We start from the raw sequence: 18,000 nt of genomic DNA on the forward strand, positions 1-18,000 counted from the left end.
TTTTATTTTTGGTTTAGGGTGGTTCACTGGGAGTGAATTGAGTTTCCTAATGGGAACCGCCCAGTGAACCGCAGAGCAAACTCTGCGGTTTTTGTTTTTTAAGGAGCATAATCTCATCGTGATTACCTATCTAAGTAACTATTTTTATAGCTTTTACTTTTGGCCCAGAATAAGTTCCGGGTAGATAGCGTCATGTCGATGAATCAGAACGCGCCCGGAACTTCTCAAAGGTTTCGGGCTTTTTTACTGTCTTTTTTACTGTAAGGAGAATGGAACCATGATTAACGCTAAACTTGCTGCACAATCTCATACTAACCACCAAACAATCGTTAAACTTTCAGAAAAAGTTGTTTTCGGTGGTAATGAACTGGTAATTATCGGTGGTCCCTGCACTGTTGAAAGCTTGGAGCAAATGGAGACAGTCGCCCAAAAGCTAACTACTGCATCTGTGCAGGCGTTGCGTGGCGGTGTCTACAAACCCCGTACATCTCCTTACGCCTTCCAAGGTATGGGAGAGGAAGGACTGAAAATTTTGGCTAGAGTGCGATCGCATCACCAAATCCCAGTCGTCACCGAGGTGATGTCAATTTCTCAAATTGAAGTAGTTGCTGCCCATGCTGATATGCTTCAGGTTGGTAGTCGTAATATGCAAAACTTCGACTTGCTCAAAGCTTTAGGGCAAGCTGGTAAGCCGATACTGCTCAAGCGTGGTTTAGCAGCAACAATTGAAGAATTCGTGATGGCCGCTGAATACATCCTCAGTCATGGAAATCCTGATGTGGTTTTGTGTGAAAGGGGTATCCGTAGCTTCGATGATTACACACGCAATGTGCTGGATTTAGGAGCAGTAGCAGCACTCAAGCAAATAACTCACCTGCCTGTAATTGTAGATCCTTCCCACGCCGTAGGTAAACGGGAACTGGTAGCACCGATGGCTAAAGCTGCGGTGGCTTGCGGAGCAGACGGATTAATTATTGAGTGTCATCCAGAGCCAGAAAAATCTGTTTCTGATGCACGTCAAGCACTTTCCTTAGAAGATATGGTGCATCTAGTTGATAGTTTAAAGCCAATAGCGGTAGCTGTTGGGCGGAGTGTATCACAAGCGATCGGGGCAGGTTCCAAACCCACCCCGATTTTTTGTGCTGCTTAAATATCGGTGGCGATCGCTTCTTTGATAATATTTGAGTCACTCAACTACGAAAGAGCGATCGCTTTTATTTATGAAGCCTGCTTGTTAAAGTTCTGCCTGATCATGAATCGCAAATCTAAAATCTGTTGACCTTTTTTGAATTAAAAATTAAAAATTATGTTTAATGAGGCAATTATTCAATCTGAATTATTGGAACACAAAGCTGATAACAAGCAAAACCTCTGTCAGATTCTCACTGTACAGGAATTAAGTCTTCTAAACGATCGCTCCAATACCAAAGGGCTGGTTCAACTAGCTTTGCATCTTACAGTTATGAGTTGCAGTGGCTATCTGTGGGCAACGAATTTTGGCAATTGGTCGGTGGCTATACCAGCACTGGTAATCTACGGCTTCAGTCTGGCTTCGATGTTTGCACCAATGCATGAATCTGTTCATAGAACGGCTTTCGCTAACAATCGTTTGAATGAAGCTGTGGCTTGGTTTTCCGGCTTGCTCTCATTTTACAACAGCACGTTTTTTCGCCGTTATCATAAGTGGCATCACCGTTACACTCGCGTTCCTAACAAAGATCCAGAACTGACCGATCCCAAGCCGAGCAACCTGGGCAAATACTTGTTGATAATTAGCGGTTTACCGTGGTGGTGGGGTAAAGTACATGGGCATTTTCAGGTTGCAACTAGTCAATTTGACGATTTTCCATTTGTACCAGAAGCAGCACGAGCCGAAGTTATTCGCTCCACACGTTGGCAATTAAGTATTTATGCTGCTGCGATCGCCATTTCAATTGCAGTTAGTCAGCCTTGGTTTTTCCTCTATTGGCTGCTACCACTCCTTGTAGGTCAACCGATTCTCCGTTTTATTCTGCTGGCAGAACATACAGGTTGTACTCTTGATGCTAATCTGCTCACGAATACGCGCACAACTCTAACCCTTTGGCCTGTGCGATTTTTTATGTGGAATATGCCATTTCATGCAGAGCATCATTTGTATGCATCAATTCCGTTCCACACCCTACCAAAAGCACATCAGCTGTTGAGTCAACGCTTTAGCCATATAGAACCTGGCTATATAAAAGTAAACTGGGATATCATAACTAATTCGTAATTCGTAACACTCGCCAAGGCGCGAGAAGCAAGCTACGTAATTCGTAATTAGGATACACATAAAATTGCTGGCGTTGGTAATAAAGAAACTTTACTATCCTTCTCTACTCCCCGTTCGTCTATCCCCTGTCATCTGTTTACTATTTTCTTTGATTTTTGTTTGCCATAGACTCGACCTTAATGCACCTTTATAAGATTATGAAGAATGATTAAGAAAAATCGGTTTAGACAAACGTCATGAAGATACTAGCTGAATTGATTGAGATTGAAGCAAAATTACAGATTGATTGGGTTTTAGTAAATACCTGCTTGCAGTTTGCTAGTTGGGGATTATTTTCACTTTTGCTCGCTGAAGTCTTAAGAGACAGTTATCATGCTTTGTGTCATCAAGTCAGTTGGCTGGCTAAATGGCATAATAAGCACCACATGGCGTATCGCCGGGATTTATCGATAGTTTCCCTAAAAGCGTACCAAGATTCTCAGCTCTATCACGACATTTTAGAGTCAAGTCTATTGGTAGTGGTATTGATAGTAATTGCCTTAGTTGTGCAGCAAATGGGGTTATGGTTGGGAGTAGCTTATGCTTGCACTTTCTTGTTTGGTGCATCCCAACGATATATCCTAGGAACAATTGATACAGATTACAACCATTTACCTGGCCCTTTAGAAACAACTCCATCCGTTTGGTGGGTGAATCGTTCTTACCATTGGCGACATCATTTTGATGATGTCAACGCTTATTACAGTGGAGTCTTTCCCCTAGTGGATAAAATTCTGGGAACTGGATTATCACTTAAGGGTAAAACAATCGCTTTAACCGGAGCATCAGGTGCTTTAGGGCAAGCTTTGGCTACTGAACTTTTAAAGAATAATGCTAAAGTCGTCGCTTTAACCACTAATCCAGAAAAATTGGTAGAGCAAGTTGGGGTGAAGGTGATTCCTTGGCAGTTAGGTAATGAAGCCGAACTGAGGGATAGTTTAGAGAAAATTGATATTTTGATTATCAATCACGGAGTAAATGTCTACGCTAGTCGCACACCGCAAGCAATTAACTCTTCTTATGAGGTGAATACTTTTTCAGCATTGCGGTTGATGGATTTATTTTTGACAACTGTAACAGGGCCACAGGCAAAGGCAACTAAGGAAATCTGGGTTAACACTTCTGAGGCTGAGGTGTCCCCAGCACTTAGTCCGCTTTATGAACTCAGCAAACGAGCGCTTGGGGAGATTGTCACCTTAAAACGGTTGGATGGAAATTGTGTAATTCGTAAGTTAATCCTCGGCCCGTTTAAGAGCCAACTCAATCCTTATGGAGTAATGTCAGCACAGCAAGTAGCTCGTGCCATCCTGTTTTTAGCACGACGAGACTACCGCAATATTATTGTGACAATTAATCCTCTTACCTATATACTTTTTCCTTTAAAGGAAACTAGTACGTGGTTATATTATCGAATTTTTAGCAAGACAGCGAAGAGTCAATAAACTTCTTGCAAAAATGCGAATATGCGAAAAAGGAACCATAGATAAACACAGATAATTAATCGGTGTTCATCAGTGTTTATTTGTGGTTTAATTTCCCAAAAATTGACTTTTGCAAGAGACTCCATGAGTAGCATTCACAAAAAATAATGTAAATAGGCTTTCAAGGCGAGTCTACTCAATGAGTAGGGGATAAAATACTTGTATCAAGTCTAATTCAATAAGCATTTAGGCATTTGACTTTCTCAATTTGCCTGTAGAGTATTTACAACCGCATAACGCCAAGTTGCCTTAGAATTTAAGCAGTTATTGTATTGTTAACTTTTAATCTCACAATGTCTGAAAATTTCTCTGCTGAAATTAGTTCGCGCATCTGCAACCACATGAATGAAGATCATGCTGATGCCATAGTTCTTTATGCTAAAGCTTTTGGTGGTGCAACGGATGCGTAGGCGTAACCCGTCGAAGACATCGCAGCACAAATGCTGGCAATTGATTCTGAAGGCATGGATTTAACAGCAGATGTAAATGGGGAAGCTGTGCCAATTCGTATTCAGTTTGATCACGTCTTAGCAGACGCGGAAGATGCTCATCAAACGCTAATTGCGATGGTAAAGCAGGCGCGGGTTAAGGCTAAGTAAAAATCGCTTTAGCTTAGTTTTAACTTTGTTTTGTGTATTGATACTTTAAAAACCCTAATTGATGGGAGTATTAAAAGTTACCTATTTATGGCATGATTGGGTAACTATGCTGAATTACGCTCAGCTGCAATAATATGGAAAGTGAATGTGTTTTAAGCAGCGAAATTAATACAGACGCTCAATTAGTTTACGAAAAAACTTTGATCATTTATTTTGGTGATACCTGTAAGCGATCGCTCAATTTGTGGGATACCATACAAACTGTCCCACTTTGTTGATGTAGCCAGCTTTGCCACCAACATAGACTAATGCCAACCCAGAAGTGAAATTAAGAGCTAAATCAAATTGAGGCGGAATGACTATTTTACCATTGGTATTAATATAACCATACTTATCGCCAACTTTGACAGCAGCTATCCCTTGAGAGAAACTTGTTGTTCTATCAAAGCGTGGCTTAATTGCTATCTGCCCGTTGTTGGCGATATAACCCCATTTATCGCCAATTTGCACTACTGCTAATCCTTCGGTAAATTCCCAAGCTTGTTCAAATTGCGGTTCAATTGCCATTGCGCCTGTTTTGTCAATATAGCCCCATTTATTGCCAATTTGAACTGCTGCTAACCCTTCAGAAAATCTCAAAGTTTCATCAAACTGTGGTTTAATAACTAACTTACCATTGAAGTTAATATAGCCCCATTTGTTGCCAATTTGAACTGCTGATAGTCCTTCATAAAAATGCCTTGCACTATCAAATTGTGGTTTAATAACTATCTTTCCAGATGGATTTATATAACCGTATTTTTCATCAATTTGAACTGCTGCTAGTCCTTGATTAAAAGCTAAAGCTTGATCATACTGCGGTTTAATAACTATCTTCCCTTTGGTGTCGATGTAACCATGTTTATAATCAATTAATACCAATGCTAATCCATTGGAGAAGGCATAAGCTAAACGAAATTGCGGCGGAATCACTTTTTTTCCCATTTCGTCGATATAGCCGTATTTGTCATCAAGCTTGATCTGCGATCGTCCATCGATAAAATTCCAAGCCAAATCAAACTGCGGTTCAATAACTATCTTTCCAGTTTGGTCGATAAAACCATATTTGCCATTCTTGATAATCCGAAAAAGTGGATTTGACATAGGCTTATTCTCCGATGAAGGATTTGATATTTGCTTATGTTTTTCAGGGATATTTATTGCCTGCATTTGCTGCTGATAAATTCCAGTTATTCCACTTAAAATAGCCAAAAAAATCAAAGATAAAATAGTTCGGTTCATCTTTAGCGCTTTAGAGTCTTGCGAATTCACATTTTTATAAAAATCAAACGGTTTGCGAATCAAATAACAAAGCTGAAAAAGCAGCAGTTGCAAATTCAGCTTCCATTTGTAAGACTTGTGTGTGATACTCAGGGTCTTTAAGCATTTCTGCTAATTCTGCATCAATTTCTGGGCGTTTCATCGCTGCTAATTCTCGACGTAAAGCCCTGGCAATTAACTCACTGCGACTAATAACTTTTCCTTCTTTTACAGCTTTGTCAGCTGCTTCTAAAAGCTCAGATGGTAATACCAAATCTTTGACAAAAACCATGTTTTCCATAATATATAATTTCCTTAATTGTTAATTGAGATGAGTGCATCCCATTTTGAAAAAGGTTAGGCAGGCTTTTTAGTGTTTTAGCGTAGCGGCACGTTAGCGAAGCTCAACAAAGACAACTTACTTAGTTTAAGCATACCCCAACCATTGCAAAAACTTATTCACTGTACACTTGCTTAATCTTCTGCTCGTAGCAACCAAAAGCCACTGTATGTCATGCCCGAATCATCAGGTTGCACTAACAAAAAGTGTAATCCTCGACTTAATTGTTTTCGCTGTTCATACATTTTGGCTGCGGCTGTAACTTCTGGATCTTCAAACGTGGCAACTATCCATCTATCCACTAAACCAGCTTCTAATACTAAGCCATCTGGGGCACCAGAAATGTAATTTAACGCCACGGGACGAGCTTGATGCAACCATCGTGCTAAAGGCATCGATTGCCGTCCACCATAAATGACGACGCCGGGGATGGGTACTGTTGACGCCAAACCCATATTCATGGGTTTAAGAAATTCTGGCATGTGTAAATGAGGAATGGGGCGATCGCTAAATCTTGTTTCTACATCACTAGCCGCTAAAGTTGCAAACCGCCATTGTTCTCCCCAGAGATTTTCTGGTAATGGTGCTGGTGGTGGTTTCTCTAGCGCGAAAGGATATTGCTTTTCCTGCAACCACTGCTTCAATGCGAAAGTACGGCGGGTTGGTTCGATATTAATACCCAAATTGCGCCCAGCCCATTCAATTAAACTCAAAGACTGAGGACGAAACACCTGAATTATATCTGGGAGTGTTTCACCAGCTGCTAGCTCAAGTTGAGCTGCAACCCAACTCGAATTTGCTGCTGATTGCGGACAAGTCGCTGCATACTCAAAGCTGCGAGTCGGATCACAAATCAACAACTCCCATAATGTCTGCCCTGCTGCATCCTGCAACGGACTACGATAAAAATCAGCTTGCCAAATTTTCATGAGTTAAAACCACAGATAAACACAGCGAAAAGTTTGCGCGTCCGGGTAACAGGAGCGCAAAACTTTTTAAGACAGCGAAGCGAAAAGTTCTGTAGGAGGGTTTCCCAACCTAGGAAACTTTTCAAGACACATAGGCTGATTTTATCTATCTGTGTACATCAACGGAAAGTCTGAGCGCCAGTTTTCAGTACTCAGACTTTTTAAGACAGTATTGATCTGTGTTCTATCTTCTCATCATCTGCCAGTACAAGTAAGCGACGAGAGCTTCCAATTTGGGCAAAAATGTAGAGAAATAAGCTGTTGTTTAATCTTGAATCGGTATTTTAAGGATGCAAGAGGTATACAAACTTGATGTTACCAGTTACCCCGGCCCCAGCCTTTGTAATTTCTCCTCCAAGGCCCCCAGATTGCGAAAGTAGTACCAGGACTTTGAACATTTACGAACAAAGTCTGACCATCAGGCGAGAAGCAGGCCCCTGCAAATTCGCTTGTATTAAAGGCGTTACGCGCGAATTGATAGAGTTCACCTTTGGGAGTCACACCAACTAAGAATTGTTGGTCATCTCCATCTTCACAGAGGATGAGATCGCCGTAGGGTGAGATAACTATGTTATCAGGGCTATCGAGTTCGTTTACATCTGTAGACTCTACAAATAGTTCGATTGTCTCTTTTTTGGGAATGTAGCGCCAGACTTGACCTAGCTCTTTAGCACCACCACTTGTACAGCAAAAGTAAATTTCGCCATCGCCGTACCAAATACCTTCTCCACGCACAAACTGAGCAGCACCTAACTCAAAACCTTGAAATCTAACATTATCTTCGTCAAGTGGGTTTGGCTGAGGAATTTTTACCCAGTCTACTTTCATTGGCTTCCGCAATTCAAAACCTGTAGCGGTGTTTGCTTGAGGTTTACCAACAATTCTTAGAGCTTCAAGGACGCCTCCTTCTTTCAATCTACCAGGTACTTTTGGGATGAAACGGTAGAATAGGCTATCTCCCCGGTCTTCCGTCTCATAAACAATTCCGGTTTTGGGGTCTACGGCAACAGCTTCATGATTAAATCGTCCCATAGCGACTAAAGGCTCAGGCTTTACAGGACTAGTAGCGCTAGCTGGAACTTCAAAGTTATAGCCGTGGAACTGCGAGACATAGTTTGGATCACCCAGCGGTGCTGAAGTTGGAGTAGAGGTATTCTCTTCACAGCTAATCCATGAACCCCAAGGAGTTGGCCCACCTGCACAGTTGCGATAAGTTCCACTTAGGGAAGTGTAATGTTTAATTAGCTGGCGATCGCGTCCAACAACCAGAGTTGTTGTGCCACCTTTGCAAAAAGGGTCGTAGGGATTTGGCCCTTTAAGTTGTGTACTTGAATTAGGACTAAGTTCGTGATTGCGAACTAAGATAACTGTATTTCCGCGGCCCCGGAAAGCTGCCATCCCATCATGACCACCCGGCACTAGAGTACCATCGTTCATCAGGTCGTTTCTTTGAGAGAAAACACGATACTGAAATCCGGGTGGTAAATCCAACAAGCCATTGGGATCTTTTACAAGTTCTCCGTAACCTTTACCAAATACACGTTTGCCTTTAGCATTGCTGGCATAAAGACCTTCTAAAGGAGACATTAGCACAGTGCCAGCAGCACTCGTACCTGCTAATACAAAAAATTTACGTCGTGATAATTTCATTAGGGTGTTTTGGCTACATAAAATGCTTAGAAGAAATTATTTGATTTCGATTAAGTTTGGGTAATGCTTGATTTAACTTAGGATTATTAAATAAAAGATTAATTTTTTAAAATTTTTCGCTAAACAAGGCAGATTTATACTATGACGATTCAGATTATCCTACAAAATAAAGCTTGGTGATAGATAAAAAAGGCTTGCAAAGGTAGGTTTAGATAGTTATTTAGTAACTAGAAAAACAATATTTATTTAATACAAGTTAAAAATCAATTTAACTAAAGAAGAACTATATTTATTTGCTAAAGAAATATAGTTCTTTGGTTTTTTACATTTAGAATATAGGTTTTTTGTTTTTTACATCACCCTTGGCTCTCATCGAATTTGCAGTTCTGAGCACGAAGTTCCGAGTTCCGAGCACGAAGTTCCGAGTTCTGAGCACGAAGTTCCGAGTTCCGAACACGAAGTTCCGAGTTCCGAACACGAAGTTCCGAGTTCCGAGCACGAAGTTCCGAGTTCCGAACACGAAGTTCCGAGTTCTGAGCACGAAGTTCCGAGTTCCGAACACGAAGTTCCGAGTTCTGAGCACGAAGTTCCGAGATTTTGTAGGTTGGGTTTTATGCTTCGACTCAACACCCCAATTAATGTTGGGTTTCGTTCTTCAACGCAACCTACATTTAATGCACTAATTTAGCTGTGCCACGCCAGTAGGATGCGTTATACCAATTTAAAGAAAGAATGTGACAGATAGACCATGTAGAGACGTTGCATTGCAACGTCTCTACTAAAGGATTTGTTGCAATCATTAATTGAATCGGTATTACGCGATCGCTAACATACTAGACTTCTTGTAAATATTTTTAAGAGCAAAGCCGGAGTCTCCAGCTTTGCTCTTGAGAGGCATAAAGCAAATTATGCAAATTAAATGAGTAAGATGCTCTAGAGCAGAACTTTGGCTAAAATCGGTTCTACACTCTTAGAAATCTCCGGGACATACACCTGTGAAACATAGTCAGCAATCATCCTGTCTGTGTTGAACAACGGTGCATTTGTCTTAATCGACGCCTTCATCATTTGCACCCAGCGGTGGGGAACGCCTTGAGCATCTTGGTCATAGTATAGGGGAACAATTTCTTCTTCCAACAGCTGATATAGCGATCGCGAATCAATCCGATCCTGCAATTCTTGGTCACTGGTGTGAGCATCTTCGCCAATAGCCCAGCCGTTAATTCCTTTACCATCTTGTCCAGCTTGGTAGCCTTCACACCACCAGCCATCTAAAACGCTGCAATTAATCCCACCGTTGAAGCAGACTTTTTGCCCACTTGTACCAGACGCTTCCAAAGGACGACGAGGATTATTCAGCCAAACATCTACACCTTGCACCAGTTTTTGACCAGTGTAAATATCATAGTCTTCAATAAACGCGACTCGGTTGATAATCCCGGAGTTGTGACACCACTCCATCAAGCGCTGGATAATCCGCTTACCTTCTTCATCGGCTGGGTGGGCTTTACCTGCAAAGATAATCTGTACTGGACGTTGACCATTACCAAAAATCTTCAGCGCCCGTTGTGCATCACGCAAAATTAAATCCCCACGTTTGTAAGGGCTAAAGCGTCTGGCAAATCCAATAGTCAATACATTGGGATTGAGTAGGGTTTCAGTTGCTTTAATTAGTTCGTAACTTTCGCCACGCAACTCCCGTGATTTCTTGATTTTATAGCGGGTGTAGGCAATGAGTCGTTCTTTGAGGATGAGATGGCGCGACCACAGTTCCTCATCGGGAATCTCGTCAATTTTCGCCCACATCTTGGGATCAACGGCGCGAGTTTTCCAGTCTTCTCCCAAATACTGGTTATATAAGTCACCGAGCAGGGGTGCAGTCCAAGTGGGAGCATGAACGCCATTGGTGATGTAACCAATTGGTACTTTATCTTCCGATCGCTGCGGATAGAGAATTGTCCACATTTTACGGGAAACCTGACCGTGCAATTCACTCACGCCGTTACAAGCACGAGACATCCGCAATGCTAAAACAGTCATCCCAAAGGGTTCCCAAGGATCGCCTAGTCGCCTTGCACCCAATGCCAAAAATTGCTCGCGGGAAAGTCGCAATTGTGGCCAGTAACTAGCAAAGAAGGAGTCGATTAAATCGGGAGAGAAGACATCATGACCGGCGGGAACGGGGGTATGGGTAGTGAATACACAACTGTTCCGTACTTTGGCTTCAATGTCGTAGAAAGATTTGCCAGTCCGCTCAATTTCTAAACGGGCAATTTCTAAAGTGCAGAAAGCGGCGTGTCCTTCGTTGAGGTGATAGACAGAGGGTTGAATTCCCAAAGCATCCAAAGCACGCACACCACCAATTCCTAAGACGACTTCTTGGGCGATGCGGGTTTCTAAGTTACCACCGTATAGGTGTCCAGTTAGCCAACGGTCGATGGGATCATTGTCGTGGCGATCGCTATCTAATAAATATAGACTGACTCGCCCAACTTGCACGCGCCAGATTTGCACTTTCACCGACCGCTGACGAACTTGTAGCTGGATTGTCAGCGGTTCCCCTTGCTCATTTTTAATTAACTCCAGGGGCATCTGCTGGAAGGGGTTGTCAATGTAGTAATCTTCTTGCCAGCCTTGACGGTTCAAGCGTTGGCGAAAGTAACCTTGACGATACAATAAACCGACACCAACCATCGGTACACCCAAATCTGAAGATGATTTGAGATGATCCCCAGCCAGAATACCTAAGCCACCAGAGTAAACGGGTAGGGATTCATGAATGCCAAATTCAGCGCAAAAGTAAGCAATGGGACGGGATGCAGATACTTGCGGTGCAACTCGACTTACCCAAGTATCTTTCTGGGTAATGTATTGATCAAACTCACGCGCTAACGCAGAAATCTGCTTTAGGTAATATGGATCTTCCGCTAATTGGGTGAGGCGCTCATAGCTTGCAGACTCTAATATTGCTACTGGGTTGTGTCCACAGCGTTGCCATTCTTGGGGATCAATCGTTTGGAATAAGGAGATGCGATCGCCACTCCAACTCCACCAATAGTTATAAGCCAAATCTGCTAAGCGCTTGAGCGGCAAAGGTAACTTTTCACTCAAGCGCTGTGCTGGGGTGATTGCACTGGTATTAGCCATACTAAATCTACGTCCTCTCTCTTAACTTGCTCTCTATTCTGCTCCCAATCAATTTCTTTTCAGGTTTACAACGCCGGAGTTTTCATTTATGAATTCTCCCCTGAAGTCGAGCAGTTTAGCGACATCAAACCTTATTCAAGATAATGGCTCTTATCGTTTTTGTCTTCTAATTATCCCTGCTTTCTAGACAAGTTTGAGATTGTTTTATATCAAATTCGTTGACATTAATTTAAATTATTTATTTTGTTGTTAATATTTATTTAATAGTTAGCACCAAGCAAACAAAATTATGCATAGGTCTTGCTAGAGGTCAGTTCTGACTTGGTAAAAGATTACCCTCTCCTCTCTTCCTCTGTGTCCTCTGTCTTGAAAAGTTCAGTTCGCCGGCGCTCCGACTTTTTGCTGGGCCTCTGCGGTATGCCTCCGGCACGCTAAGCGAACGTTAAAGAAATTAGGTATTCTTATGCCGGGATAGGAGTATACGTCAATGACAACAATTTTCGACGTTGCTGAATTGCGTTATGAATCCAGATGTAGAGACGTTGCAATGCAACGTCTCTACAAGGATTTTGATGTCATGCACAATCGTTTTTATACATGAAATCAGCAACGCCAATTTTTCTATTATTTTTACAAACCCCATATTTATTAACAAAGAATTACAGTAACTCCTAAAGCGATCGCATGATGGCGGATATGATCTTCAATAAAACTAGCGATGAAATAATAACTGTGGTCGTAGCCTTCTTGGTAACGCAAGTTAAGCGGTTGATTAACATCTGCACAAGCTTGTTCAAATACCTCTGGCATTAATTGCTCAGTTAAAAATTTATCAGCAGTTCCTTGATCAATGAGAATTAGACTGTGATAACCTAGTTGCTTAACCAATTCACTAGCATCATAAGCTCTCCAACTTTCTTGATCACTGCCAAGATAACCACTGAATGCTTTTTGTCCCCAAGGACAACGCATAGGTGCAGTGATAGGAGAAAAGGCTGATACTGATTTGTATAACTTGGGGTTTCTCATTGCACAAACTAACGCCCCATGTCCCCCCATTGAGTGACCGAAAATACCTTGTTTGTCCGGTTGCACTGGGAAGTTTGCAGCAATTAAAGCAGGTAATTCGTGGACAATATAACTATACATTTGGTAGTGCGATCGCCACGGTTCTTCTGTAGCATCAACATAAAAGCCCGCACCTGTACCAAAGTCCCAATCATCATCTTCACCAGTAATCCCCCTGTTACGAGGACTAGTATCTGGCGCAACCAGCATTAAGCCGTACTCAGCCGCAAAGCGTTGCGCCCCCGCCTTTGCCATAAAATTCTCTTCAGTGCAAGTTAAACCAGAAAGAAAATATAGAACTGGTACTGGCTGTTGAATTGCTTGCGGTGGTTGATAGACAGCAAAGCGCATTTCACAGTTACAAATTGAGGAGAGATGACTGTAAAAGCCAACTTTGCCACCAAAGCTTTTATATTCAGAGATGAGGCTAAGATTAGTCATTTATTTAGCGATTAGTAAAATTCAGTAGCGTGGCTATTTTAACTTGATCAGCAAAAGTCTCACGCTTACCTGAAAAAAAGCGTTGATGATCTTAAAGCTCAGTCAATGTCTTCATTGAAGAGTCACTGAGAAACCTACACTTACTCCCTAAAGAAGTAGTAGGTATTAGGTATATCACTGCAATCAATTTTTAGCTAGTAGGTTGGGAAGCCAGCGCTGTGGACATAGAGAAGTAGCAGCAAGTCTGAAACACTGAACACGGTGCTATGCGCTTGTTTTTCGGACTTTTTAGCTAACTTTCCTTAATTTGTTTAAACTTTACTTACTTTTATTAAGTAAAGCTAGTATAACTTTCAACATCGACTAAAATAAGATTTTGTTCTTATTTAAACCTATCATCTTCAAAATCTCATGGTAAATACTGTTAGGGAAAACACGGAAATTAATGGTCAAGCTAGCGAAAACAAAGAGTATAATGGTCAAGCTAGCAAAGCAAGTTTGAAATTTAAAGAGAAAATCAATGATAAAAAAGGATTTAATGTTGAGGATGCTATTGATGCTATCAAAATAGCCATAGTTGATGTTATTGAGTTAGAAATTACTACTTGGGTTCCAGAGCCATCTAATCAGTTAGACAACGAACCACAAAATGAGCAAGAAATAGCCAAACCAGGTAATCGTATGTATACCGTAATTAATCTAATTGATGGCACCATAACAAATGAAGTTGGTAATCAATTTATTGGTACTGGCCCCTATGCAGAACTTCGTGAATTTCATTTAAGTCAAGTTAAAGAAAGTCGAGAGATCATTAAAAAGAATATAGAAAGTGTGCAGAAGTTGTATGAAATTCTTATAGAAGTTCTTAAATCTCGTAAAAATTCACAACAATCTACAATTAATAAACCTTAAGCCTTAGTTAATTAGATTCCAACTAAACCACCTACAGCAAAAGTAGCCTAGCTAGAGGTTACTTGGGATATGTTTTGAAATCGAACACGATACTACAACCAGATTAGTCAGAACTTAAAGGCGTATCACTATGGTTAATAAGGTTAATAAAGTTAATAAGACTCAAGCTCAAGCTCAAGAATTATTAGATAACTTAGTAAAATCTGTAAAGACACTACTCGATGACATCACAGCCTTAGAAGTAAATACAATGGTTGTAGATCAGATTACAGGTGCAAAGTTTAATGCTTGGAAAGCATATCAAGAAATTTATTCCATAAATGATAAAGACTACTTTGATATAAAAAATATTCCCGAAGAAGGCCTTCAAGGTCAAAACTTACGTAAACGTTATAAAAGTCTTTTTGAACAACTTGAAAGAGAATATTTTTACATTCTCCTCGATAACTATCTCGATCAAGATTCAGAGTTTTATAATCCACAGGATGATAGAGTAAGAAGATATCAGGAACGCCTTGAATATTTGAAGGCAACGAAAGGAAAGATAGTTGAAAGTGATGAAAAATACGTGCAGTTAGCTGAGCCGATACTTCCGCCTCCATCTCCTGTTTTGGATAAAAAAGATAAGAACAATCAATTTTCAGATGGAACCGATAAAAATCATCAAGAAAATTGGTTCAAAAATTGTAAAGAGATTCGCAAACTATTTAGTCATGATGAATTTCTCCGCAGCCTTCGGAAAATTTCGGAACTGAAAGCTGCACTTGATAGTGGTGATATTCAAAGTACCAAAATTGATATTATTTATGCCCAAACAGTTATGCAATTAGATGGAGATATTATTAGTCGTTATCATAAACAACTATTTGAGGAAGATGAAGAAACAAAAGATTTGATCATTCAAATACATAAAGAAGGAGTAATTGCTGGAGAAAAACAGTGGCGTGGAACATTGGATTTTCTGATTAATTTGGTAAAGGGTATTGCTAATATAGCTCGATGATAAACGCCAACAGTACACAGCTAGATAATCAAGCTGATGTTATAGTTTCTTCTTTTTTAGAAATCGCTCAAGGTACTTCTTTTGAGCTAAAAATTGAGCAAGCACAGTATAGTTTTTACTTAAATGAGACAGTTATACAACAGATTCAGCTAGCACAAAAAACGGGTTCTTCTCTGTATATTCCGCCAAGCTTGCTAGTTCCTCTTTGGTATTGCGCTAGCTTCAGCAATTATCTTGATATGCAAGGTAGAGAACCAGAAATTGTCATAAAAAAGATTATAACTTTTGATGTTATTTTTATAGTCAATCTTCTAAGATTATTTCTGAGGAAATCATTACAAGATAAAACAACCTTACAGTGTGGACTTACCTTTAACTCTTACTATAGACAGGATACATCAGCTTCAGTCGATTATGAAGACCAAGACATTGTTCTGCAAAGCACGATTATTCTTAATGGTGATATCTTTCACAAAGTGAAGAGGGACTTTCTCCAAAATTCAAACTGTTCGACAATTGTTTCTGCACATTATTGGCTAACTGATCAATTATTAAGTTATCTTAGAACTAACTTAAACGTGCTAGCTTGGGAATTAGCTTCGCTGTTTCCTGCTGGGTTTTTAGCCTGGAAATTATATTTAGTAAAGTCAGTTGGAGTTTTTTTATCAATACTCGCCTGGTTAGGAATATTTATAGTATTTGCTACTATCCGTTACTTACTTGTTAATCAACTTCAAAGACGGACTTCTATTAACTCTGAATATCTAAATTGGCTTGTATGGGTAGTAACTTGTCTCACTCCTAGTATTTTTCTTAATTCTACTAATTTTGATTTATTCTTGTTGCTGTTTTTGTCACTTCTTGGGCCGCTATTAGAACATGCTTTCAGTTTTATACTGTCGCAAGTTGCTAAACGTCTTATGCGTTGGTTACTGTCTTCATAAGTATTTAAATTTTATCTTGTAGATAATTGAAAATCGCTTGCTCATTCCATATTTGAGCTTCGATAAATATATCGTATTTTCTCGTTTCTTCAAACTTCCATTTTTCCATCGGCATCCCAAACTTTTTTATAATCTGAAGAATTTCATCTAACCGAAATACTTGACCATGATAGTCAGGTTGGTAAAAAGATTCTTGTTTTTTGTCTCTGAGCCAATAACTTACCATGCTGTCTGGATAGGTGAAGCTAATTTCTTTTGAATCAAATTCAGATACAGAAATCTGTACTTTCTTACTCTGACCGTTGTATCCTTCTTCTATCCAAGTTGAATTTTCAATCACCATGTAGAGAGGAAAAGAAGTTTTTGGCTCTCCACCCTTATTGATGAATTCTTCTTTTAGCCATTTCTCAGTTGCAATTCTTGCTTCAAGATATTTTATCGGCTCTTTAAATCTGCGATATACTTTTCCTTCTTTGGCTTGCAATTGTGTTGCTATTGTCAGAGCTTTTTCTATATTCAAAACTGATAAACTTCTAAATGGTGGCTCCTCTTTATGATAAGAGTGGGTTAAAATCATAGCGGCAAAACTTTTAGCATTTGCTCCCTTTAAAAAAGTTTGTGAACTACTGATTTTTACTTTTTCAATAGTTGCCAACATTGTTGAGCAATTGCCCAATCTTCTTGAGTATGAATCACTAATACCCTTACTGCTGAGTCAGAGGTAGCAATATCCTCATCTACAGGCTGCTGCTGGTTTTTCTCAGGGTCAAGTTTTAGTCCCAAAAATCCGAAGGCTTCACAGGCGGCTTGGCGAATTCCCGCAGAGTGTTCACCCACACCAGCAGTGAATACCAACGCATCTAATCCCCCTAAGCTAGCGAGCATTGCACCGATCCCAGCCCGCAGACGATGTACGTAGATATCCCAAGCCAGTTGGGCGCGGTAGTTACCTTGAGCGATCGCTTCAATCACTTGAGGTAAATCACTGGATACACCCGAAATTCCTCGTAGTCCTGAAGCTTTATTTAGCACATAGTCTAGTCTTTCGGCTGAGTAATTGGATTGCCGCAATAGGTAAATTAGAATCCCCGGATCAAGAGAACCAGAACGACTACCCATCATTAATCCATCCAGGGGTGTGAACCCCATAGTAGTATCTATACTGCGACCGTTTTTAATCGCTGCCAAAGAGCAGCCGTTACCCAGATGACAGGTGATTATCCGCAGAGATGCTAAATCTCGACCGAGAATATGGGCAGCACGTTGAGAACAGTATTGGTGGCTAATACCGTGAAACCCGTAGCGACGGATACCTTGCTCGATCCACTCATAAGGACCGGGATAGATTGCTGCTGCCTCTGGTAAAGTAGCATGAAATCCGGTATCAAATACTGCAACTTGTGTGACATTCACCAAGCTTTTCTCAATTGCTTCTATGCCTTCTAAAGCGGCTGGATTATGTGCTGGAGCTAGATTAGACAGACGAGCGATCGCCTTTTTAACATCCTCAGTAATTACCACACTATTTCGGTAATCTTGTCCGCCATGCACTACACGATGCCCGACTACATCGATTTCTGACAACTGACCGATAACTTTGGTAGCGCCGCGACTGAGGGTATAAAGCATATAGGCAACGTGTGCCTGTCGGGAATCGCCATAGATTGATTCTTGCAGCGTTTCACCCGTCGCTGTTTTTACTTCAATTTCTGCCACACCCCGGTCTTGAGTCCAGTTGACTTTTCCTTGCCAAAGAGGCTGGAGTGCTTGGTTGGGGAGAGCCTCATCTGTGATTTCATACAGACAGCTTTTTTGACTGCTTGATCCGGCATTCAATATGAGTACTTTCATACTT

At 40.7% G+C, this 18,000-nt stretch carries 14 protein-coding genes and 1 pseudogene; 7 read left to right on the top strand and 8 right to left on the bottom strand.

What is annotated here, in order from left to right; genetic code table 11:
- The first annotated feature begins 277 nt into the window (after positions 1-277).
- The 4 genes and pseudogenes from aroF (at position 278) to HCR01_RS14920 (ending at position 4,373) form a co-directional block, all read left to right on the top strand.
- A complete protein-coding gene (gene aroF, locus HCR01_RS14905) occupies positions 278-1,150 on the top strand; it encodes a 3-deoxy-7-phosphoheptulonate synthase (protein ID WP_193196939.1) in 873 nt (290 codons plus the stop codon).
- Between the two features lie 156 nt (positions 1,151-1,306).
- Positions 1,307-2,254, top strand: a complete 948-nt coding sequence (locus tag HCR01_RS14910; RefSeq protein ID WP_193196940.1) for a fatty acid desaturase — start codon at positions 1,307-1,309, stop codon at positions 2,252-2,254.
- A 236-nt stretch (positions 2,255-2,490) separates the two neighbouring features.
- Positions 2,491-3,735 carry a bifunctional sterol desaturase/short chain dehydrogenase gene (locus tag HCR01_RS14915; RefSeq protein ID WP_193196941.1) on the top strand — a complete coding sequence of 415 codons (1,245 nt, stop codon included), beginning with the start codon at positions 2,491-2,493 and terminating at the stop codon, positions 3,733-3,735.
- Positions 3,736-4,067: 332 nt separating this feature from the next.
- A pseudogene (locus tag HCR01_RS14920) lies at positions 4,068-4,373 on the top strand (DUF2470 domain-containing protein).
- A gap of 237 nt (positions 4,374-4,610) precedes the next feature.
- Here the strand turns inward: HCR01_RS14920 and HCR01_RS14925 are convergent.
- From HCR01_RS14925 to fghA, 6 genes are all read right to left on the bottom strand, one after another.
- On the bottom strand, positions 4,611-5,654 hold the full coding sequence (locus HCR01_RS14925) for a WG repeat-containing protein (protein ID WP_193196942.1): 1,044 nt from the start codon (positions 5,652-5,654) through the stop codon (positions 4,611-4,613).
- 43 nt (positions 5,655-5,697) lie between these two features.
- Complete coding sequence (locus HCR01_RS14930) at positions 5,698-5,973, bottom strand: ribbon-helix-helix domain-containing protein (RefSeq protein WP_193196943.1); 276 nt, start codon at positions 5,971-5,973, stop codon at positions 5,698-5,700.
- A 173-nt stretch (positions 5,974-6,146) separates the two neighbouring features.
- Positions 6,147-6,941, bottom strand: coding sequence for a Tab2/Atab2 family RNA-binding protein (locus HCR01_RS14935; RefSeq protein ID WP_193196944.1), 795 nt, complete (start codon positions 6,939-6,941; stop codon positions 6,147-6,149).
- Between the two features lie 354 nt (positions 6,942-7,295).
- The gene (locus HCR01_RS14940) at positions 7,296-8,630 is read right to left on the bottom strand and encodes an alkaline phosphatase PhoX (protein WP_193196945.1); all 1,335 of its coding nucleotides are present in this window, start codon (positions 8,628-8,630) and stop codon (positions 7,296-7,298) included.
- Positions 8,631-9,563: 933 nt separating this feature from the next.
- Positions 9,564-11,777: an alpha-glucan family phosphorylase gene (gene glgP, locus HCR01_RS14945; RefSeq protein ID WP_193196946.1), complete on the bottom strand. Its 2,214-nt coding sequence runs from the start codon at positions 11,775-11,777 to the stop codon at positions 9,564-9,566.
- Positions 11,778-12,425: 648 nt separating this feature from the next.
- Entirely contained in the window at positions 12,426-13,286 is an 861-nt protein-coding gene (fghA, locus tag HCR01_RS14950) for an S-formylglutathione hydrolase (RefSeq protein WP_193196947.1), read from the bottom strand.
- Between the two features lie 411 nt (positions 13,287-13,697).
- Here fghA and HCR01_RS14955 point away from each other — a divergent pair, with 411 nt between their 5' ends.
- The 3 genes from HCR01_RS14955 (at position 13,698) to HCR01_RS14965 (ending at position 16,145) form a co-directional block, all read left to right on the top strand.
- Entirely contained in the window at positions 13,698-14,198 is a 501-nt protein-coding gene (locus tag HCR01_RS14955; protein ID WP_226889348.1) for a hypothetical protein, read from the top strand.
- Between the two features lie 130 nt (positions 14,199-14,328).
- The gene (locus HCR01_RS14960) at positions 14,329-15,201 is read left to right on the top strand and encodes a hypothetical protein (RefSeq protein ID WP_193196948.1); all 873 of its coding nucleotides are present in this window, start codon (positions 14,329-14,331) and stop codon (positions 15,199-15,201) included.
- On the top strand, positions 15,198-16,145 hold the full coding sequence (locus HCR01_RS14965) for a hypothetical protein (protein WP_193196949.1): 948 nt from the start codon (positions 15,198-15,200) through the stop codon (positions 16,143-16,145). Before HCR01_RS14960 ends, HCR01_RS14965 begins: the two co-directional genes overlap by 4 nt.
- Positions 16,146-16,149: 4 nt before the next feature.
- Here the strand turns inward: HCR01_RS14965 and HCR01_RS14970 are convergent, their stop codons facing one another.
- Together HCR01_RS14970 and HCR01_RS14975 are read right to left on the bottom strand one after the other, a co-directional pair.
- A complete protein-coding gene (locus HCR01_RS14970) occupies positions 16,150-16,803 on the bottom strand; it encodes a hypothetical protein (protein WP_193196950.1) in 654 nt (217 codons plus the stop codon).
- Positions 16,779-17,996: an acetate kinase gene (locus HCR01_RS14975; RefSeq protein WP_193196951.1), complete on the bottom strand. Its 1,218-nt coding sequence runs from the start codon at positions 17,994-17,996 to the stop codon at positions 16,779-16,781. The genes HCR01_RS14970 and HCR01_RS14975 overlap by 25 nt, the downstream gene beginning before the upstream one ends.
- Positions 17,997-18,000: the final 4 nt, after the last annotated feature.

The sequence above is a fragment of the Nostoc sp. MG11 genome (genome assembly GCF_014904695.1).
Lineage (GTDB): Bacteria > Cyanobacteriota > Cyanobacteriia > Cyanobacteriales > Nostocaceae > Komarekiella.